This window comes from Egicoccus halophilus (assembly GCF_004300825.1).
Taxonomy (GTDB): Bacteria; Actinomycetota; Nitriliruptoria; order Nitriliruptorales; family Nitriliruptoraceae; genus Egicoccus; species Egicoccus halophilus.
Map to the genome: position 1 here is coordinate 1,837,153 of NZ_CP036250.1, position 18,083 is coordinate 1,855,235.

At 72.6% G+C, this 18,083-nt stretch carries 20 protein-coding genes, 2 tRNA genes and 1 pseudogene; 14 read left to right on the top strand and 9 right to left on the bottom strand.

The window, feature by feature from the left end:
- The first annotated feature begins 5 nt into the window (after positions 1-5).
- The 3 genes from rsgA to ELR47_RS08155 all read left to right on the top strand — a co-directional run bounded on the left by rsgA (position 6) and on the right by ELR47_RS08155 (position 1,568).
- Positions 6-1,001, top strand: coding sequence for a ribosome small subunit-dependent GTPase A (gene rsgA, locus ELR47_RS08145; protein WP_165403945.1), 996 nt, complete (start codon positions 6-8; stop codon positions 999-1,001).
- Between the two features lie 38 nt (positions 1,002-1,039).
- The gene (locus tag ELR47_RS08150; protein ID WP_130649447.1) at positions 1,040-1,465 is read left to right on the top strand and encodes a hypothetical protein; all 426 of its coding nucleotides are present in this window, start codon (positions 1,040-1,042) and stop codon (positions 1,463-1,465) included.
- 32 nt (positions 1,466-1,497) lie between these two features.
- Positions 1,498-1,568, top strand: a tRNA-Cys gene (locus tag ELR47_RS08155).
- Positions 1,569-1,744: 176 nt separating this feature from the next.
- On the opposite strand, the gene ELR47_RS19105 is transcribed toward ELR47_RS08155, so the two are convergent.
- Positions 1,745-1,879 (bottom strand): hypothetical protein, encoded by a 135-nt coding sequence (locus ELR47_RS19105; protein WP_268234449.1) that lies wholly within the window; start codon positions 1,877-1,879, stop codon positions 1,745-1,747.
- Positions 1,880-1,959: 80 nt separating this feature from the next.
- Here ELR47_RS19105 and ELR47_RS08160 point away from each other — a divergent pair, with 80 nt between their 5' ends.
- Together ELR47_RS08160 and ELR47_RS08165 are read left to right on the top strand one after the other, a co-directional pair.
- The gene (locus tag ELR47_RS08160; protein ID WP_130649448.1) at positions 1,960-2,247 is read left to right on the top strand and encodes a hypothetical protein; all 288 of its coding nucleotides are present in this window, start codon (positions 1,960-1,962) and stop codon (positions 2,245-2,247) included.
- A complete protein-coding gene (locus ELR47_RS08165) occupies positions 2,244-2,600 on the top strand; it encodes a hypothetical protein (RefSeq protein ID WP_130649449.1) in 357 nt (118 codons plus the stop codon). The genes ELR47_RS08160 and ELR47_RS08165 overlap by 4 nt, the downstream gene beginning before the upstream one ends.
- Before the next feature lie 85 nt (positions 2,601-2,685).
- Here ELR47_RS08165 and ELR47_RS08170 read toward each other — a convergent pair whose 3' ends face one another.
- On the bottom strand, positions 2,686-3,087 hold the full coding sequence (locus tag ELR47_RS08170; RefSeq protein WP_205745515.1) for a type II toxin-antitoxin system VapC family toxin: 402 nt from the start codon (positions 3,085-3,087) through the stop codon (positions 2,686-2,688).
- A gap of 50 nt (positions 3,088-3,137) precedes the next feature.
- Here ELR47_RS08170 and ELR47_RS18865 point away from each other — a divergent pair, with 50 nt between their 5' ends.
- Together ELR47_RS18865 and ELR47_RS19335 are read left to right on the top strand one after the other, a co-directional pair.
- Positions 3,138-3,638: a DUF6326 family protein gene (locus ELR47_RS18865; protein ID WP_268234448.1), complete on the top strand. Its 501-nt coding sequence runs from the start codon at positions 3,138-3,140 to the stop codon at positions 3,636-3,638.
- Positions 3,639-3,745: 107 nt separating this feature from the next.
- Positions 3,746-3,907 (top strand): annotated as a pseudogene (locus ELR47_RS19335) (ATP-binding protein); the annotation flags it as partial.
- 94 nt (positions 3,908-4,001) lie between these two features.
- Here ELR47_RS19335 and ELR47_RS08180 read toward each other — a convergent pair.
- The gene (locus ELR47_RS08180) at positions 4,002-4,676 is read right to left on the bottom strand and encodes a TetR/AcrR family transcriptional regulator C-terminal domain-containing protein (RefSeq protein ID WP_205745516.1); all 675 of its coding nucleotides are present in this window, start codon (positions 4,674-4,676) and stop codon (positions 4,002-4,004) included.
- Between the two features lie 94 nt (positions 4,677-4,770).
- Between ELR47_RS08180 and ELR47_RS08185 the strand changes: the two genes are divergently transcribed.
- Positions 4,771-5,739: an NAD(P)-dependent alcohol dehydrogenase gene (locus ELR47_RS08185; protein ID WP_130649452.1), complete on the top strand. Its 969-nt coding sequence runs from the start codon at positions 4,771-4,773 to the stop codon at positions 5,737-5,739.
- A gap of 129 nt (positions 5,740-5,868) precedes the next feature.
- Here the strand turns inward: ELR47_RS08185 and ELR47_RS08190 are convergent, their stop codons facing one another.
- From ELR47_RS08190 to ELR47_RS08200, 3 genes are read right to left on the bottom strand one after another with little or no spacing between them, the layout of a single operon-like run.
- The gene (locus ELR47_RS08190; RefSeq protein ID WP_130649453.1) at positions 5,869-6,834 is read right to left on the bottom strand and encodes an NAD-dependent epimerase/dehydratase family protein; all 966 of its coding nucleotides are present in this window, start codon (positions 6,832-6,834) and stop codon (positions 5,869-5,871) included.
- A 19-nt stretch (positions 6,835-6,853) separates the two neighbouring features.
- On the bottom strand, positions 6,854-9,544 hold the full coding sequence (locus tag ELR47_RS08195; protein WP_205745517.1) for an alpha/beta fold hydrolase: 2,691 nt from the start codon (positions 9,542-9,544) through the stop codon (positions 6,854-6,856).
- Positions 9,541-10,572, bottom strand: a complete 1,032-nt coding sequence (locus ELR47_RS08200) for a 3-oxoacyl-ACP synthase III (RefSeq protein WP_130649455.1) — start codon at positions 10,570-10,572, stop codon at positions 9,541-9,543. Before ELR47_RS08200 ends, ELR47_RS08195 begins: the two co-directional genes overlap by 4 nt.
- Before the next feature lie 253 nt (positions 10,573-10,825).
- Here ELR47_RS08200 and ELR47_RS08205 point away from each other — a divergent pair, with 253 nt between their 5' ends.
- Entirely contained in the window at positions 10,826-11,533 is a 708-nt protein-coding gene (locus ELR47_RS08205; RefSeq protein ID WP_130649456.1) for a GAF and ANTAR domain-containing protein, read from the top strand.
- Between the two features lie 98 nt (positions 11,534-11,631).
- On the opposite strand, the gene ELR47_RS08210 is transcribed toward ELR47_RS08205, so the two are convergent.
- Positions 11,632-12,360 (bottom strand): GAF and ANTAR domain-containing protein, encoded by a 729-nt coding sequence (locus tag ELR47_RS08210; protein ID WP_130649457.1) that lies wholly within the window; start codon positions 12,358-12,360, stop codon positions 11,632-11,634.
- A gap of 184 nt (positions 12,361-12,544) precedes the next feature.
- Here ELR47_RS08210 and ELR47_RS08215 point away from each other — a divergent pair, with 184 nt between their 5' ends.
- The gene (locus tag ELR47_RS08215) at positions 12,545-12,799 is read left to right on the top strand and encodes a DUF6457 domain-containing protein (protein ID WP_130649458.1); all 255 of its coding nucleotides are present in this window, start codon (positions 12,545-12,547) and stop codon (positions 12,797-12,799) included.
- Between the two features lie 61 nt (positions 12,800-12,860).
- On the opposite strand, the gene ELR47_RS08220 is transcribed toward ELR47_RS08215, so the two are convergent.
- Positions 12,861-13,652: a thioesterase family protein gene (locus ELR47_RS08220; RefSeq protein ID WP_165403946.1), complete on the bottom strand. Its 792-nt coding sequence runs from the start codon at positions 13,650-13,652 to the stop codon at positions 12,861-12,863.
- Between the two features lie 166 nt (positions 13,653-13,818).
- Between ELR47_RS08220 and ELR47_RS08225 the strand changes: the two genes are divergently transcribed.
- From ELR47_RS08225 to ELR47_RS08240, 4 genes are all read left to right on the top strand, one after another.
- Positions 13,819-13,892, top strand: a tRNA-Val gene (locus ELR47_RS08225).
- Positions 13,893-14,110: 218 nt separating this feature from the next.
- On the top strand, positions 14,111-14,584 hold the full coding sequence (locus tag ELR47_RS08230; RefSeq protein ID WP_130649460.1) for a hypothetical protein: 474 nt from the start codon (positions 14,111-14,113) through the stop codon (positions 14,582-14,584).
- Positions 14,581-15,681: an HTTM domain-containing protein gene (locus tag ELR47_RS08235; RefSeq protein WP_130649461.1), complete on the top strand. Its 1,101-nt coding sequence runs from the start codon at positions 14,581-14,583 to the stop codon at positions 15,679-15,681. The genes ELR47_RS08230 and ELR47_RS08235 overlap by 4 nt, the downstream gene beginning before the upstream one ends.
- Positions 15,682-15,892: 211 nt before the next feature.
- Complete coding sequence (locus ELR47_RS08240) at positions 15,893-17,767, top strand: LVIVD repeat-containing protein (protein WP_130649462.1); 1,875 nt, start codon at positions 15,893-15,895, stop codon at positions 17,765-17,767.
- An 87-nt stretch (positions 17,768-17,854) separates the two neighbouring features.
- Here ELR47_RS08240 and ELR47_RS18285 read toward each other — a convergent pair whose 3' ends face one another.
- Positions 17,855-18,031: a hypothetical protein gene (locus ELR47_RS18285; protein ID WP_165403947.1), complete on the bottom strand. Its 177-nt coding sequence runs from the start codon at positions 18,029-18,031 to the stop codon at positions 17,855-17,857.
- Positions 18,032-18,083 lie beyond the last annotated feature (52 nt).

The window sequence follows — 18,083 nt, forward strand, 5'->3', positions numbered from 1 at the left end:
AGCCCATGCCACGCATCGACATCGAATCCCTCGAGGACGAATGGGAGGAGGACCACCACCTCCTCTCCCAGCGCCGTCGTTCCGACCCGCTGTCGCAGGCCGCCAAGGACCGGATCGAGGACTACGACGAGGGTCGCATCGTCGCGGTCGACAAGGGCCAGGTCCGGGTGCTGTTCGAGGGGGAGATCCTGCCCGCCCGCTTCTCCGGCGCGATGCGCGGCACCAAGCTCGTCGTCGGTGACCGCGTTCGCGTCCGCCCGCCGCGGCACGAGACCGACGAGGCCCGCATCGTCGAACTGCTGGCGCGCGAGACCGTCCTGTTGCGGACCGCCGACGACGCGCTCGACGACGAGCGGGTCGTGGTGGCCAACGCCGACACCGTCGCGGTCGTGCTCGCCGCCGACTACCTCGACGTCGGCACCCGGTTTCTGGACCGCGTGATGGTCGCGGCGTCGGTCGGCGGCATGGACACGGTGCTGTGCATCAACAAGGTCGACCTGGTCGAGGACCGCAGCACCGTCGCCGAGGTGGCCGCGCGCTACGAGGCGATGGGGGTCCGGGTGGAGGTCACCTCGGCCGAGACCGGCGAAGGCCTCGACGCGTTGGCGCAGGTCCTCACCGGGTGCTGGACCACGTTCACGGGCCACTCCGGGGTGGGCAAGACCTCGCTGTTCAACCGGCTCGTGCCAGAGGCGGGCCGCGCGGTGGGCGAGATCGGGCGCTTCGGCGGGCGCCACACCACCGTGTCGGCGCGCGCCATGCTGATCCCGGCCCTGGACGCCTGGCTGGTCGACACGCCCGGCGTGCGCTCGTTCGGCCTGGGGACGCTGCGCCCCGAGGAGCTGGCCGACCACTTCCCGGAGCTGGCGGCGCTCGACTGCGGACTCGACGACTGCCTGCACGAGGGCGAGCCCGGCTGCGTGCTCCGCGACACGACGCTCCACCCGGCACGGCTGGAGAGCTATCGTCGGCTGCTCGCGGCGCTGCGCGAGGCGGCCTGAGACCGTCCGCAGCGCCGGGATGCGACGAGGAGGCACCGGTGGCGGTCGGTTGGAGGCGCAGCTCGTGGCGGTACACCCGTCGCGGCGTGTGGCGGGCGCTCAGCAGTCCCAGCGTCCGGGCGGCCCGCGAGGACACCAGCGTCCTGCCCGCCACCTGGGCGGTCGATCCCGACTGGCGGCAGGTCGTCGACGGGCGTGCGAAGCGGCTCGACAGCCGCACGACGATCGAGGTCGGCCGGCCCGGCCCGTGGCGGCACGTGGACCCGCGCCAGGTCGACGAGGCCTGGAGCCGGCCGGGCCCGGCGCTGGGACTGCTCGTGTGGGGCGCGGCGGTGGGCGTGTCGTGGTGGATCGGCTCGAGTCGGGGGCGTGGGACGCTGGCCGTGCTGGCCAGCGAGGACCCCGGTTGGCGCGGGGGGCTTCGACCGGGTCTGACCGGCGCGCGCACCGCCGATGTGTCGTGAGGCCCGGTGGCCGCTACCCTGCGCCCGCCCCCGGCGGGGTAGCCAAGTGGTAAGGCAGGGGACTGCAAATCCCTTATCACGGGTTCGATTCCCGTCCCCGCCTCTGCCAGTCTGACAGCGACTGACACAAGCGAACACCAGAGAACCGGCCCTTGGCGGCCGGTTCTCTGCGTTCCAGGCGTGTTCCGATCAAGTGCCCGATGGCGGTCAGTTGGTCACGCTGCGTCAACGACCGTCAGCGTGCGCGGGACCAGCTCGGCACGGGATCACCTACGGCCGTCAGCAGGCAAGCGGCTGGGCCGCCTCGATCAGCTCCTCGGCGGTGCCGGTCCAGCCCTCGGCCAGGGTGGTGATCGTCTCACCGAGCGCGGCGTCAGGCAGGTGGGGGCGGCCAGGAGGGCGGCCACCCAGCATCGGGTCGCTCTTGCGTGGCAGCCTGTACCGTACGTCTTGTCGTCCGCTTACCCGTACGGGATGTCCTGGGAGGAGCGCTTATGGCCGACGTCAAGGGCATGGAAGAGGTCCGTTCCTCGCTGCCGTCGATCCTGGCGGCCCTGCGGAGCGCGCCGCACAGTGAGCCGGTTCACTTCGGCTCCCACCGCCGCGACGAGGCGGTGCTGTTGTCGCGGGAGCGCTACGAGCAGCAGGAGGCTGCCGTGCGCGAACTCGAGGAACTCGAACGGCTCGGAGCGCTCGCGATGGTCCGCGACCGGCTCGCAGATGACCGGTTCACCGAGGGCACCGTCGATGACCTGTTCGCGGCGGTGGACGAGCCGGCGTGAGCCTGCCGCTGCGGTGGCATGACGATGTGCCCGCCGACCTCCGGCGTGTCCGTGAGCGGTTCGGGGCGGAAGCCTTCGAGCAAGCACGTCAGGTGATCACGTCGCTGCCAGGCGATCCGCTCCTCGGCGACTGGCTCACCGACCATCCTGGCACAGGCGACCTCTCCACCTGCAGGAAGGTGAAGTCCGGTCCCGACGAGATCGCCCCCGACGGCACCAACCTCGGTCCCGCGCTCCGACTCGTGTACCGACTGCTGCCATCCAACACCGATGTCCAGCAGGTCGAGGTGCTCTGCATCGCCCCTCGTCGCGATCTCATCGCCTACGCCGTCGCCGCGGCACGCCTGCAGTAGGACCGCCGGGGCGAGTAGATCCAACGCCCGTAGGAAGTTGCTCCTCCGTGAGGGCCGCGCCACCGGCGTCGGGTGGTGCCGCGACTCACCAGTTGAGCTCGATCGCCAGGTCCGGCACGGCTCTGGCGAGGCGCTGATCCGTCGTGAGCAGCGCGCAATCCAGATCGCGCGCGGCGGCGACGTACAGCGCGTCGCACGCGGCGATGTTGTCTCGCATGCGCCAGGCGGCGTCCAAGAGCGCACCAGCGATCGGGACGCGACGGACGTCCAGGCGAGCGAGCCGTCGCAACCGTTCGTCGACCTCCTCCGCTGCGAGCTCCCCGGCACGGTGGAGTCGCGCCAGTCCCGAGAAGACCTCGGCATCCAGATGCGCGACGGTGATGAGCGTCGCCTCGGTGTCCTCGGCCAGCCATCGACGGACGCGCTCCCCGGGGTCACTGCGAACGAGCAGGTCGATGACCGCTGACGCGTCGACGACGTAGATCACGGGAGCTGTTCGCGGGCCTCGTGAACCGCCGCTGCCCCTGACACGCCGCGGTGCCGTGGCAGCTCTTCGAGCCGGCTGAGCCAGTCGGGGAGCGGAGGGACGGCGGTCGAGCGCTCGAGCGCGATACCCGTGCGACCCTGTCATCGCTGTGGGTCTACGTGCTCCTGAACGTCTTGTTCCGAGACATCCACGAGCTCTTCCGTCCCGGGTTCGTCGCGGAACTCGTCGACAACTCGGTGCGCGGAACGACCGTCGACACCGCTGCGGTGCTTGTGGGCGGACTCGCCCTGCAGCTGCCGCTCGCTGTGGTCGTCCTCTCCAGGCTGCTCAACCATCGCCCGGCACGACTGGCCAACATCACCGGCGCTGCGATCACCGCCATCCTTCTGACGTCGGTGTGGCCCAAGGACGCCGACGACGTGATGTTCTGGGCCTTCGAACTGTTGGGCCTCGCTGCCATCGCGGTGCTTGCCTGGCGGTGGGCGGCCCCAGAACCCGAGCCGACCTCAACGGAAGTCTGGGCAGACCCTGGAGGCCCGCACAGCGTCTGACGAAGGCCGCGACTCACGGCGGGCCCGCCGACACCTCACAGAGCCGTCGATCAGAGGTCGGAACGCCGCGGAGCTGGGCCTCCGCGGCGGCCATCGTCGCGGAAGGCTGGCGCATCGACCCGGCCCGGTCCCGCCTCACCGGCGGTACCGGCCTGGACCTGTCCATCGTGCGGCACGCGGTCGAGAACCTCGGCGGCTCGATCGAGGTCGCCAGCTGCCTCGGCGAAGGCACTGCGTTCACCGTGCGCCTGCCCGCGGAGCCGTCAGACTGAGCGGCTGCGGATCCGCCGTCACCGAGCGCACGCCGACATGTGGCTGTAGGGCGCGAGGTGAAGCTGGGAAGGTCTGCTGGTCGGCGCCGGATCACGTCGGTGCGGGCGGTCCTGCCACGTCGTCGGGGATCAGGTGGGACAGCCCGTCGATCACCAGGTTCAGGCCGGGCTCGAACTCGTCGGCGAAGGCGTACCCGGGGGTCATCGCCCGGCCCGCGGCCTCAACGAGGTGGGGGTAGGCGCCCTCGGGCATGGCTGCCAGGAGGTCGTGGGCCAACGGCGTCTCCGCGAGGTCGGCGTCGCTGTCGAAGGGCAGGCTGACTTCCTGGAGGGCGAAGCCGAAGACGTAGCTGTCCAGGACGGCGAAGGCCAGCCCGGCCGTGGCGACGCTGAAGCCGTTGCCGCGCAGGCAGCCGAGGACCGCGTCGTGGTGGGCAAGGGTTGCCGGTCCCGGGGTGGTGCGGGAGTCGAGGAGCCCGACGGCCCACGGATGCCGTGAGAGCGCCGCTCTGGCTGAGACCGCCCGTCGGCGCATTCCCTTCCGCCAGCCCTCCTCGACTGCGGGCAGGTGCACCTCGGCGAACACGGCGTCCACCATGCCGTCCAGGATCGCCTCCTTCCCGGCCACGTGGTGGTACAGCGACATGCCGCGGACGCCCAGCCGGGCGCCGACGGCGTTCATGGTGACGGCGCCGAGTCCCTCGGCGTCCGCCAGCTCGACGGCCGCGGCGATCACCCGGTCCCGGGACAGCGGGTCGCGGGGCACGTCTCCTCCGATCCTCGAACCGTTGACGTTCTTATGGCATAAGGCTAACGTCCGGCCAAGGCTTATGGCATAAGGCTGAGAGAGGGCGGCGGACATGAGGGCGATCGTGCACGACACCTACGGCGGCCCGGACGTCCTCCGGCTGGCTGACCGTGAGCCGCCGACGGCAGGGGAGGGGGAGGTGCTCGTCCGCGTGCAGGCCGCCGGCCTGGACCGCGGCACCCTCCACCTGCTCCACGGGCTGCCGTTGCTGGTTCGGCCGGTCTTTGGCCTGCGCGGCCCGCGGAACCCCGTACCCGGACTGGATCTGGCAGGGGTCGTCCAGGCGATCGGCCCGGGCGTGACGCGGTTCCGTGCCGGTGACCGGGTCTTCGGTGTCGGGCGCGGCACGTGGGCGGAGTTGGCGGTCGCGCGGGAGCGCAAGCTCGCGCACCTGCCGGCGTCCGCGTCGCCGGAGCAGGCGGCGGCCCTGGCGATCTCGGGCATGACGGCGCTGCAGGCGCTGCGCGATCACGCGGAGGTGCAGCTCGGCCAGCGCGTCCTTGTGACCGGCGCATCGGGCGGGGTCGGGTCCTACGCGCTGCAGATCGCCGTCCACATGGGCGCGGAGGTCACTGGGGTCGCCAGCACCACCAAGCTGGACCTGATCCGTGACCTTGGGGCCGCCCACGTCGTCGACTACACCCGCGACGACCCCCTGGCGGTGGACCGGCCCTACGACGTGATCCTCGACATCGCAGGCAGCGCGTCCCTCCGCCGGCTGCGCCGGGCGCTGACGCCGCGGGGCACGGTGGTGCTCGTCGGTGGCGAGGGTGGCGGTCGTGTGCTGGGCGGCACCGACCGGCTGCTCCGCGCCTTGGTGTGGTCCCCGTTCCTGCGCCAGCGGCTGCGCGGGTTCGTGAGCGCCGAGCGGCACGAGGACATGATGGCGCTGGCCGAACTCATCGACGCCGGCGCGGTGACGCCAGCGGTGGATCGGACGTTCCCGCTGGCCGACGCGGCGAAGGCGGTCCGGTACGTGGAGGAGGGGCACGCTCGCGGCAAGGTCGTGGTGGTCACGTGACGGACGCCGGCGCGGACCCGCACGACGGGAGACGCGCGAAACGGCGAAATCCGGCCTGCAGATCCCTTCTCACGGGTTCGTTCCCGTCCCCGCCTCTGGCGTCTGCGGCCGCAACGTGCGGGGGCGCCCTCAGCGCCGCAGGCTCGCGGCGAGCCGCGCCATCCCCTCGTCGAACGACACCCGCGGCTGCCAGCCGAGTGCCTCGCGGGTCTCGCGCTGGTCGAACCAGTGCGCGGTGGCGAGCTGTTCGGCGAGGAACGCCGTCATCGGCGGATCGTCCTCGCGGCCGAGAAGCTCCCACACCAGCTCGACGAGCCGACCGCCGCCCCAGGCGACGCGGAACGGCACCCGTGACGTCGGCACGGGCACCCCGGCGGCCTCGCAGATCGCCCCCAGCACGTCGCGGACGGGGCGCGGTTCGCCGTTGGTGACCACGAAGGCGCGGCCGTGGACGTGCTCGGCGCGGTCGAGCGCGGCGAGGGTGGCCTCCACCGCGTTGTCGACGTAGGTGGTGTCGATGAGCGCGGCGCCGTCCTCGATCAGCGCGAGACGTCCGGCGCGGGCGCGGGCGACGATGCGGCCGACGAGTTGTTCGTCACCCGGACCCCACACCAGGTGCGGGCGGATCGCGACGACCGCGAACCCGTCGGCGTCGGCGGCCAGGGCGAGCCGCTCGCCCTCGGCCTTGGTCCGCGCGTAGGGACCGCGGGCGTGTTCGGGGTCGGCGGGTGCCGCCGGCGCGCCGACGAGCGAGCGCCCGACGTGCGCGACCGAGGGGGAGGAGACGTACACGAAACGCCCGACCCCGGCCTCGCGGGCCACGTCCAGCACCACCGACGTGCCGCCGACGTTGACCTCGGCGAACGCCGCCGCGCTGCCGACGACCCCGACCCGGGCGGCGAGGTGGACGACCGCGTCCTGCCCGGCGACCGCCCCGGCGGCCACGGCCGGGTCGGTGACGTCGCCACGCACACTGCGGAACGGGCCGGTGACGGCACGACGCTGCAGGGTGGTCACCTCGTCGCCCCGCGCCGCCAACGCGGCCGCGACCGCACCGCCGTAGAAGCCGCTCGCCCCGGTCACCAACACCTTCACGACGTCGTCCTCCGGGTCCTCACGGCGCGGCCGCGCGTTCGCCGGCCAGCACCGCGGAGGCCCAGGCCGCGACCGCGGTGCGGTCGATCTTCGAGTTGTGGCGGATGTCCACCGGGATGCGCGGCACGGTCAGCACCGCGGCGACGGGCACGTCGACCGCCGAGCGCACCGCGTCGGTCAACGCCCGTGGCGCCAGGCCCGCGCGCCGGGCCGGCGGGTCGCTCTGCACGACGACCACCACGTGCTGAGTCCCCGTCGGCCCGACGCCGACCGCGGCCGCGAGCCGGACCCGGGTGCCGGTGCTCGCATCGCTCAACCGCTCGACCCGCCGCTCGATCCCGACCGGGGTGACGACCCCGTCGGCGGTCACGATCACGTGCACGAGGCGACCCTCGACCCACACGCGCCCCTGCGCGTCGAGATGGCCGACGTCGCCGGTGCGGTGCCAGCCCGCGGGAGTGGCGGACGCGACCTCGGTGGCCCACAGCCGGTCGTAGCGGTCCTTGACGTGGGCGGCCCGGACGCAGAGCTCGCCGACGACGTCCAGCTCGTCGGTCGGGACCGCCGCCGCGACGCCGGAGGCGTCGAGCGGCGCGACCGCCACCTCGACGCCCGTGAGCGGCGCCCCGACACACACGCCGTCGCCCTCGCCGGCGGCCTCGATCCCGGCCAGCGAGATGTCCGCGACCGGTAGGGCCTCGGTCATGCCGTAGGGGGTGTGCGGCTCGGCGACGGGCATCAGCTCCGTGAGTTCCCGCAGCAGCTCGGAAGGCACCGGCGCGCCGGCGCTCAGCAGCAGGCGTACCCCCGCGAGCGCGGTCCGGTGGCGCGGCGGGACGTCCTGGGCGGTGGCGCGCACGTTGACCAGCGCGGCCGGCGAGGCGAAGACCAGCGTGGCGTCGACGGCGGCGACCGCGTCGGCCAGCGCGGCGGCCGTGAGCGTCGACGGCGCGGTGACGTCCATGTCCGGGACGGCCGAGGTGACCCCCATCGCCGGGCCGTACAGCGCGAAGGGCGCGAAGGCCGCGACGAGCCGGTCGTCCTCGCCGACGTCGTAGGTGGCGACCAACGCGTCGCGCTGCGCCTCGAGCTGCCGGTGCCGGTAGGCGACACCCTTGGCAGGGCCGGTGGAGCCGGAGGTGAAGGCGACGGCCGCGTCGTCGTCGGCCTGCGGCGCGGGCGGGAGCGCGGCGTCCCCGGCGCTCGCCAGCAGGGCCTCGCCCCGCTCGGCCAGCCCGTCGAGGTCCGCGGCGACCTGCGCGGCGGTGGCGAGGGCCCGGGGGACCGGCCCGGCGGCGATGCGTCGCCCCGGCCAGCGCAGGGCCAGCGCTCCCGCGAGTGCGCGTCGGATCCCGATCAGGTGATCCGGAGCGGCGCTGCGCAACGCGCTGGTCATCCCGCGCGGGCCGAGACCCGCGTCGACGAGCACCACGACCGCGCCGATGCGCCAGCAGGCGTACAGCGCCGTCGCGAGGTCCCGTCCGGGCGGCACGACGAGGGCGACCCGGTCACCCGGGGCGACGCCGAGGTCGGCGAGGCCCGCCGCCACGGCGCGTACCCGTCGGGCGAGCGCGCCGAACGTGAGTACGCGCGGCGCGCCGGTCGCCTCGGCACCCGGACCCGACGCGTCCGCGCGGGAGGGCAGCTCGACGATCGCCGGGCGCTCGGCGATCGTCGGGTCGTCCAGCCGCGCCCACACCGGGACACGGGCCGACCGAGCAGCGTCGTCCGCGTCACCGGCATCGCCCGACCGCCCGTCGTCGGACGACGCGTCTGCGCTGCGGCGGGTCGTCGCGACGAAGGTCCGCACGTGGGCGGCCACCTCGAGGTCCTCGGGGGTGAGGTGGTTCGCGCGGCCGTCACGGTGGACCTGCGCGTGCGGGAGTCGGGCCTCGAGGTCGTGGAGGTAGCGGTCACCGAAGACGGGGTCGGCGCCACCCCACAGCAGCAACGCCGGGACGTCGGCGAGCGCGTCGAGCCCGTCGGCGATGCCGTCGAGCACGGGCGCGGTCGGGTGGTCGGCCTCGAGCGGGATGTCGCGCACGAAGGCCGCGACACCACGGCGGTGCGCGGCGCTCGGGTACGGCGCGGCGTAGGCGTCCCGCACGGCACGGTCGCCGCGGACGCGGGAGAGCACGGTGGCGCCGCGGACGAACGTGGGCGTCCGCTCGCAGACGGTGGTCAGCAACGCCGGGGTCCGCGCGAGCTCGATCAGACGCGGGGCGGCAGCACCATCGGGCTGGTGGACGGCGGTGTTGGTGAGGACGACCCCGGCGAGCTGCTCGCGGTGGGCGAGCGCCCATCCCAGCGCGACCGGCCCGCCCCAGTCGTGGGCGACGGTCACGACGGGACCGGTCAGCTCGAGCGCGTCGGTCAGCTTGCCGAGGTCCGCGACCCGGTCGCCGAGGCGGCGATCGACGCCGGTGCGCTCGGAGTAGCCCATCTCGAGCTGGTCGACGGCGAGGACGCGCCAGCCCGGGGGCGGTGCGGCCAGGACGTGACGCCACAGGTACGACCACGTCGGGTTGCCGTGGACACACAGCAGCGTGCCCACCGGCTCGGGGTCACCGGGTGCCTGCGTGTACAGGACGTGCCAGGTCCGGAGGACCCCGTGCGCGTCGACGGCCTCGACCAGATGCGACCAGGCCGGGTCGAGGCCGGGCAGGTCGGTCGGGGGCAGGCTGGCGGGGATGGGCGTCCCTGCGCTCACCACAGCAGCTCGAGCGCGGTCGTGTTGATGCCCGAACCGATGCCGGTGAGCAGCACGCGGTCACCGGGACGGATCTGGTCCTGGTGCAGCGCGAGCGTGGTCGGGATTGAGGCCGGGCCGATGTTGCCGCGCGTCGGGAAGCTCAGCGGTGCCTTGTCCGGGTCGATGCCGAGCCGCTTCTGCATGGCCGTCGTGTGGACCGCCGAGACCTGGTGCATGATGTAGTGGTCGAGTGCGCCCCAGTCCCAGCCGTTGCGTTCGGCGGTCGTCCAGGTCAGCTCGGCGACGTCCAGGCCCGCCTCGAGCAGCGCGGCCGTGTCGGTCGTCATCCCGTCGAGGTCGCCGACGCACAGCAGTCGGTGCTCGCTTCCGGCGCGCGCCTCGCCGCCGAGCAGCCGGTGCCCCTCGGGGTGGGCGTCGCTGCGGCCGAGCACCATCGCGGCACCACCCGACCCGAGCGTCAGGGACGCGAACTCGGCGAACATCTGCTCGACCGTGACGCCGGGGCCGGCGAGCCGCTCGAGCGTGCGCTCCTGGGTGTACCGGCTGCCCTCGCCGTCGACGAGGAGCGCGTACTCGATCTGTCCCGCGTCGATCATCGTGGCCGCGAGGTTCATGCCGTTGATGAAGCCGAGGCAGGCGTTGGCGAGGTCGAAGTTGAGGCAGTGCGGTGCGAGCCCGAGGTCGTGGTGCACGGCGACGGCGGCCGACGGCTCGAGGTGGTCGCGCGACACCGAGGTGTCGATCAGCAGCCCGATGCGGTCCCGGTCGATGCCGGCGGCCTCGATGGCGGCCTCGCCGGCCGTCGCGGCGACGGACGAGAACAACGTCCCCTCGGGCCACCAGCGGCGTTCGACGATGCCAGCGAGGTCCTCGAGCAGGCCGGGCCGCACGCCGAGCCGCTCGTAGGTGTCGGCGAGACGTTCGTCGAACATCGCCGAGGTCGCGACCTCCGGCGCGTCGGCCACCTCGACCGACAGCACCGAGGTGCGCTCGTGACGCAGGGTCGCGTTGCCGTGTGGGTTCATGCGCGTGCCTCGTGGCGCTCGTGGACGGTGGCGACCTCAGGTGCCGTGTCCGCTCGGGGTGGTGGTCGTGTGCCGCCACTGTTCGGACCCGTCGGCCCGAGCGATGGGAGCTACGGACGGTACGCGAGCCGGCGGGAGGCGCACTGCCGACGAAAAGCCGAGGTCGGCGGACCGACGCGACCCGTTCGTGCCTCGGTGGGTCGGCACATCCCGGTCGGCGCTCCTATGGTCCTGGTGACGAGGGGAGATCGTTGTGGGCGAGGTAGTCGTCGACGAGTACGGGACGGACCGGGACCTGCTCGAGTCGATCAGCGCGACGGCCCGGCGTATCGCCGACCTCGACAACCTGCAGGACACGCTGCAGGAGATCGTGGCGGCGGCCGAGGATCTGCTCGCGCACTGCGACGGCGCCAGCCTGATGTTGGTCAGCAAGGGCCGTCGTGTGGATTCGCCCGCGTCCTCGTCACCCGTGGCAATCGACAGCGACCACGCGCAGTACGAGGCCGACGAGGGGCCGTGCCTCGACGCGATCGCGGACGAACGCACCGTCGTGATCGACGACCTCGAGTCGGACGACCGCTGGCCCGCGTACCGCGAGCGGGCGCTCGCCCTCGGGGTGCGCTCGACGATCAGCTTCCGGCTGTTCGCCAGCGAGGTCACGCTGGGCGCGCTCAACCTCTACAGCCGCACGCCGCACGCCTTCGACGAGCGGTCGCAACTCGTCGGCCAGGTCTTCGCCACCCACGCGTCGATCGCCATGCGCGCCGCGATGACCGAAGCCGGCCTGCACACCACCATCCGTTCGCGGGACGTCATCGGCCAGGCCAAGGGCATCATCATGGCCCGTCACCACATGACCGCCGACATGGCGTTCGACCTGCTGCGCCGGGTCTCGCAGGACCGCAACCGCAAGCTGGTCGAACTCGCCCACGAGGTCGTCGAGACCGGCCAGTTGCCCTGACACGTGCCTCTCCGCGACGCCCGAGCCGTGCGGCGACCTCCGGGTGCGACGCGAGGTGGTCGGAGCACCCCGGTGCCCGGTCGCCCGCGTCGAGGCGGTCAGCCGGTCGAGTCGGCCTCCGACACGACCAACTTGGCGGCGACGTCCCGGAGCTTGAGGTTCGTGTCCTGCGAGGTCTTGCGGAGCAGTTGGAAGGCCTCTTCCGCGTCGATGCGGTGACGTGCCATCAGCAGCCCCTTCGCCTGACCGATCAGGTCGCGGCTCTCGAGCGCCTGCTGCAACTGCTCGGCCAGCTCGTGCTGCGCCCGCAGTTGGTTGGCGTGCAGGATGTAGCCGGCGGCGATGGTGGCGAGGACCTCGGCGGCTTCCCGGTCGGCTGCGGTCCAGGGGCCGGCGCTGCGGCGGTAGACGTCCAGGACCCCGATGGTCTGGCCGGCGGCGTTGAGGGGCATGCCCAGCACGGCCAGGAACCCCAGGCGGAGCGTGCGTTCGCGGTACTCCTGCCAGCGTCCGGTGTCCCGCAGGTCGTCGACGACGATCGGCTGATTGATCTGGTACGCCTCGTGGCAGGCGCCCTCGCGGACGCGGTCCTGGGTCACCTCGGCGTCCACGACGTCCTGATCGGTGGCGGAGGCGAATCCGAGGCCGTTGCGGCCCGACAGCATCACGCCGGCACCGTCGGCCTTCGTGATCGCGAGCACGCTGCGCAGCAGACGGTCGAGGAACTCCTGCAGGTCGTACGGATTGAGGATCGTGGCGCTGAACTCGCGGAGCGCGGACAGCAGACCTTCGGGCAGGGACGACGAAGAGACCGAGGAGATGGACAACGAGGGCTCACCGGGGAGTCGAGGGCAGCCGCTGGGTCGTCAACGTCACACTCCGACTTCAGGAGTATGGCGTATCAGCGGCCGTCCCGTGGCACCCGCGGTGCCGTTCGCCGCAGGGGTAACGTGGGCCCGGCCGCCGCGCACACGCGTGGTGCGGCCATGCCGACGCCCGGAGGAAGCCCCCGTGCAGCCGGAATCGTGGTTCGTGCAACTCACTGCTGCCCTGTCGGGGGAGGCGCCGGTGGTGACGGCCGACGAACGGGCGGCGCTGCTCGACCTCGCCCGGATCGCCGCCCACACCAGCGAACGGTGGACGGCGCCGCTGTCGACGTTCGTGGCGGGGGTGGCGCTGGCCGATCTGCCCGCCGACGAGCGTGCCCGCCGGCTGCGCGCGCTGGTCGACGACCTCGACGACCCCGACGACTCGGCCGCCGGCTGACGCCGTCGCCCGGCGGGTCCGCCGTCGGCCGCGGCTGCGGCCGACAGCAGGTCGCGCGACGTCAGCGCTGGTCGGCGACGAACAGACTCTGCGCCGCGATGCCGATACGGCCACCACGGTCGGACAACGTCGAGGACGTCAGACCGTTGCCGGTCGCCTGCACCACCGATCGGGCCGCGAGGGCGACCCAGTCGCCCTCGGGAAGGCGGTCGAGGTGGACGGTGAGGTCGGGGTTGACGAACAGGTAGGGCCCCATCGGCAACGGCGAGCCGATGCCGTTGCCGAAGTCGGCCGCCGCGGCCGCGCGTGCCAGGGGAGTGAGGGTCACGTCGTCGAGCAGCGGCGCCTCGACCCGGAACCAGGCGGTGCCCGGGCCGGGGTCACCGAGCGCGCCCGACACCATGCGCACGTCGACCGCCCGCCAGAACCCGTCGTCCGCCCAGCCGTCGCGACCCTCGAGCCGCGGCAGCTCCTCGGGGCCGACCAGCGGCGGTTCGTCGTCGACCACGGTCGCGGCGGGCAGGTCCACCTTCCCGACGCGCAGCCGCAGGGCCCGGCAACGCATCAGCTCCGTGCCGTCGGCCGCGCACAGCCAGGCGGTGGCGAGTTGCACGCGCTTGCCGTCGCGCAGCACCTCGCTGGACAGCGTCAACGGCGCCAGCGGTACCGGGCGCAGCAGATCGTAGGTGAGCCGCACGCCCTGCATCGGTACCGGCGAGGGCAGCGCGTCGACCGTGGCGGCGAGCAGCGCCGCCGGGGCGCCTCCGTGGCAGGAGTCGCGGTCCCAGGGGCCGCGCGCCAACGGGGTCGGGACGACGTGCCGGCCGTCGCGTTCGAAGATCGGCGTGTCCAAGATCCGGTTCCTCCCGTCGCGTGCCGGTCGCTCGTGCCGACGCGGCAGCCTAGGAGGGCCCACCCCGCGCGGCGTGGAGTCCGTCGGCACCGCCAGGTTTGCCCTCGACGGCGGCCGTGGGTACCGTTCGCGCCGCGCGAGCGGCTGGTCCGCTCGCGTCCCATGCGGGGCGTTAGCTCAGTCGGCTAGAGCGCTTGCTCGACACGCAAGAGGTCGCAGGTTCGATTCCTGCACGCCCCACCCTGGAGGGACCGGTCGCCACGACCGGTCCCTCTGTCGTTTCCGTGCGGTGTCGCCGGTGCGTCGGGACCACGCAGGAAGGTGAGCACCTCCCGTCGGGGCCGGGCGGGACCGGCGACGTTCGCGCACCTTCGTGGGCGGACGCGCCGTGCGAGGGGCGGCGTGCGAGGCGGCGGCTTCACGCAACGCGTCCTCGCCGCGACCGAAGGTGTGAGCGAATGCGCGCAACGGGACCCGCCCGTGTCGGCACCCCTCGGCTGCTGTTCGCGGTCCTGCTGATCGCCGCACCGACGCAGATGCTGATCACCCGGGTGCTCGCCGAGCCGTACCCGGCGCTGTACCAGCCCTCGTTCGCCTCGGCGCCGGCCGACGGCGACGTCGTCGTCACCACCACGCCGAGGGTGACCGTCGACTACGCCGACGGCAGCGTCGGCCACTACGACCACGTGGAGGTCATGGCGGCGGCCGGGGTGGCCCGGATCGCGGTGTTCGACCACGCCTTCCGTGACGACGAACGCGCCGAGGCCGCCCAGACGCGGGCCTGGCTGCGCGACCGACTGGCCGAGCTCGGCGGGGGACGGACACCGACGCACGCCGAGATCGCCTGGGTGCGTTCCGAGCAGGGGTTCGGCGACCCGGAACCCAGACCCGTCGCCATCGATGCCCGGCGCACCTACGACTTCCCGTCATGACGGGAGGGCTGGGGACGGCGCTGGAGACGTTCGATCGCTGGGTCGCCCGCGGCGACTTCACGCTCGAGGGCCTCGGCCGGTTCCGGGTGCTGTTCGCCACGTACGCGCTGTTGCGACTGCCGAACTTCGCGTGGGCGTCGTCCTTCCCCGACGCTCTGTACGCCCCGCCGCCGGGCCTGATGACGCTGTTCGACGGCTTCCCACCGTCGGCGGTCCTGACCGGCCTGGAGCTGCTGCTCGCGGTCGCGCTGATGGCCGTGCTGGTGGGGTGGCGTACCCGTCCGGCGAGTCTGGTCGTCACGGCCGTACTGGTTCTCGGGCACGGCTTCACCTACTCGCTGGGCAAGATCGATCACGCGATCCTGTTCTTCCTGCTACCGGCATTCCTGGCCTTCGCGGGCTGGGACGGTGCCTGGTCGGTCGACGCTGCGCGCGAGCGCGCCAGCCGGACGGTCCGCCACTGGGTGCTGCGTGCGTACGCCCTCACCGTCGGCATCGCGATGGCGACGGCCGCCCTGCCCAAGGCCAGGGGCGGTTGGCTCTCGCCCGACAGCCACGCGGTCTGGTCGCAGCTGCTCATCGACCAGCAGGTCCGCCAGGTCGACACCGTCCTGGGGGCGCGGTTGGTCCAACTCGACGTGCCGGTGCTGTGGGAGGTGGTCGACTGGCTCACCGTCGGCCTCGAGGGCGTCCTGATCGTCAGCGTGCTGTGGTGGCCGCTGTTCCGACTCGTGCTCGCCGGACTCGCCCTGTTCCATCTCGGCGTGTTGCTCACCCTCGACATCGCCTTCGTCGGCAACCTGCTCGCCTACGGCGCGTTCGTCCGTTGGGATCGGGTGTCCCTCCCCGCAGCCGGGGTGCGGGCCCGGGTGCGCCCGCGCCTGCGCCGGGTCCCCGAGGTGGCGATGGCCCTGGCGGTGACGGTGTCGGGCATCGGCTGGTACCTGCTGCCCGACGTCCCCCACGTCGGCGGGGTGCTCCGGTACGGCGTGACCTGGACGGGAGCCGGCGTCGGCGCCTGGTATCTCGCCCGACAGGCACACCGGGCGGTGCGCGCCGTCGGCCGTTCCACCCGCCCGGCGGCGTCGGACGCCTGATCCGTGGGCTCGGACGCCGAGCCGGCGTCATCACGCACGCGATCGGTGGCCGAACGGCCGGGATGCGCGCGTTGGCGGAGACAGCGGTTCCGGCGCGGAACCGCGGCACTAGCGTCAGCGACCTCTCCCTCCGGTGACGAGAGCAGCAGGCGTCGCCAGCGGCCGTATGGGAGCGGCCCGCGGGGGAGGACGACGAGAGGGTGGAACCACCATGAAGTCACCGATCCGCCGCGCGCGGCGGAGTTCACGTACCGGTCGCCGATCGTTCGCCGTCCTGGCGTCCGTGGCGATGCTCGCCGCCGCGATGCCGACTGCGGCGTTCGCCCAGTTGCCGTCGACCGACGACCCGCGTGCCGGGTTGGCGCCCGGCTTCGACGACGCCGAAGAGGCCAGCCTCGGTCTCGAGCACCGAGGACGGTTCGACAAGCGCGACAGCAACTTCTTCAACCCGAACAACATCGGGCAGTTCGCGTTCGCGAACTCGGACCTCGCCTTCACGGGCGACTACGCGATCCACGGCAACTGGCAGGGCTTCCAGATCTTCGACATCTCGGACCCGTCGAACCCGACGCTGCGCACCGAGGTGCTCTGCCCCGGTGGCCAGGGTGACGCCAACGTGCACGGCAACCTGCTGTTCACCTCCGTCGAGGAGGCGTCCGGGCGCGTCGACTGTGGCACCCAGGGTGCCGGCTCGTCGTTCACCCCGAACCCGGACCGTGCCCGTGGCGTGCGGATCTGGGACATCTCGAACATCGACGACCCGAAGCAGGTCGCGGTCGTGCAAACCTGTCGCGGTTCGCACACCAACCGGTTGGTCGAGGACCCCAACGACCCCGACCACGTCTACATCTACAACAACGGCACCTCGGGTCAGCGTCACGCGGGCGAGGCGGTCCACACGCCCGAGGGCTTCCGTGACGGTCGTTGCGGTCAGACCTCGGTCAACGCCGACAACCCGTCGCAGTGGATGATCGAGGTCATCAAGGTCCCCGTGGACAACCCGGCCGCCGCCGAGGTCGTCAACGAGGCCCGGCTGTTCCAGGACTACGAGACCGGCGCCGTGAACGGCCTGCAGAACGGCCCGACCCGGTCCGGCCACCCGTGCTCGGACACCAACAGCTGCTTCCCGGCCGGCAACGGCTACTCGCCGAGCCCCAACAGCACCACCTGCCACGACATCACGGCCTACCCGGAGATCGGCCTGGCCGCCGGCGCCTGCCAGGGCAACGGCACCCTGTTCGACATCTCCGACCCGGCCAACCCGACCCGCATCGACGCGGTCGCCGACGAGAACTTCGCCTACTGGCACTCGGCGAACTTCAGCAACGACGGCAGCAAGGTGATGTTCACCGACGAGTGGGGCGGCGGCACCGGCGCCCGCTGCGTCGCCCAGCACCGCCTCGAGTGGGGCGCCAACGCCCTGTTCGAGATCGTCGACACCGCCGACGGCAAGAAGCTCGAGTTCGCGAGCTACTACAAGCTGCCGGTGGCGCAGACCAACACCGAGAACTGCGTCGCCCACCAGGCCAACATCGTCCCGGTCCCCGGCCGCGACATCATCGTGCAGGCCTGGTACCAGGGTGGCATCTCGATGTTCGACTGGACCGACCCGCACAACCCGGTCGAGATCGGCTACTTCGACCGCGGTCCGATCAGCACGACCAGCACCGTGCTCGGTGGGTTCTGGAGCGGCTACTGGTACAACGGATCGATCGTCGGTGGGGAGATCGCCCGCGGCCTCGACCTGCTCGACCTGGTGCCGACCGAGGACCTGACGGCCAACGAGATCGCGGCCGCCGACACCGTGCGCCTCGACGAGCACAACGCGATGTCGATGCGCCAGATCACGTGGGAGCCGAGCTTCCCGGTGGTGCGGGCGACGCTGGACCAGCTGGTGCGTGCCGAGGGCATCGCCCCGAACACGCTCAAGCAGGTCCAGGGCTTCATCGACCGGGCGGAGTCGTTCTCGACCGGCCCGCAGCGTCGTGCGGCCGTCTCGCAGCTGCAGAACGCGGCGAAGCAGCTCAAGGGGGCTGACCAGCAGCGGCTGGCGGATGCCCTGAACGACCTGGCAGCGACGCTGTAGGACACCGCCACACCGACGGGCGCCCGACCGACCGGATCTCCGGCTCGGTCGGGCCGCCCGAGGCGTTGCGACGGCCGCTACGACCGGTCAGCCGGCGGGGTCGTCCGCTTCGGCCGGGCGGTCGGTGACCTCGTCGCCGGCCTCGTCGGGTGGCATCTGCTGATCGTCGTGGACTTCGTCGGCGGGCGGTGATCCGGGCTCGTCGCAGCCGGTCAACAGCAGCCCGAGGGTTGCTGCGGCTGCGATCCAGGGACGTGTGCGCACGCGTCGCCTTTCGCGCTCGTCGTCGTGTCGACCGTAACCCGCGGGTCCGTCG

Coding starts and splice junctions, on each gene's coding strand:
- ELR47_RS19105 (WP_268234449.1), bottom strand. CDS start 1,879: ATGCTGGGTGGCCGCCCTCCTGGCCGCCCCCACCTGCCTGACGCCGCG.
- ELR47_RS08235 (WP_130649461.1), top strand. CDS start 14,581: ATGACGGGAGGGCTGGGGACGGCGCTGGAGACGTTCGATCGCTGGGTC.
- ELR47_RS08185 (WP_130649452.1), top strand. CDS start 4,771: ATGAGGGCGATCGTGCACGACACCTACGGCGGCCCGGACGTCCTCCGG.
- ELR47_RS08230 (WP_130649460.1), top strand. CDS start 14,111: ATGCGCGCAACGGGACCCGCCCGTGTCGGCACCCCTCGGCTGCTGTTC.
- rsgA (WP_165403945.1), top strand. CDS start 6: ATGCCACGCATCGACATCGAATCCCTCGAGGACGAATGGGAGGAGGAC.
- ELR47_RS08160 (WP_130649448.1), top strand. CDS start 1,960: ATGGCCGACGTCAAGGGCATGGAAGAGGTCCGTTCCTCGCTGCCGTCG.
- ELR47_RS08240 (WP_130649462.1), top strand. CDS start 15,893: ATGAAGTCACCGATCCGCCGCGCGCGGCGGAGTTCACGTACCGGTCGC.
- ELR47_RS08200 (WP_130649455.1), bottom strand. CDS start 10,572: ATGAACCCACACGGCAACGCGACCCTGCGTCACGAGCGCACCTCGGTG.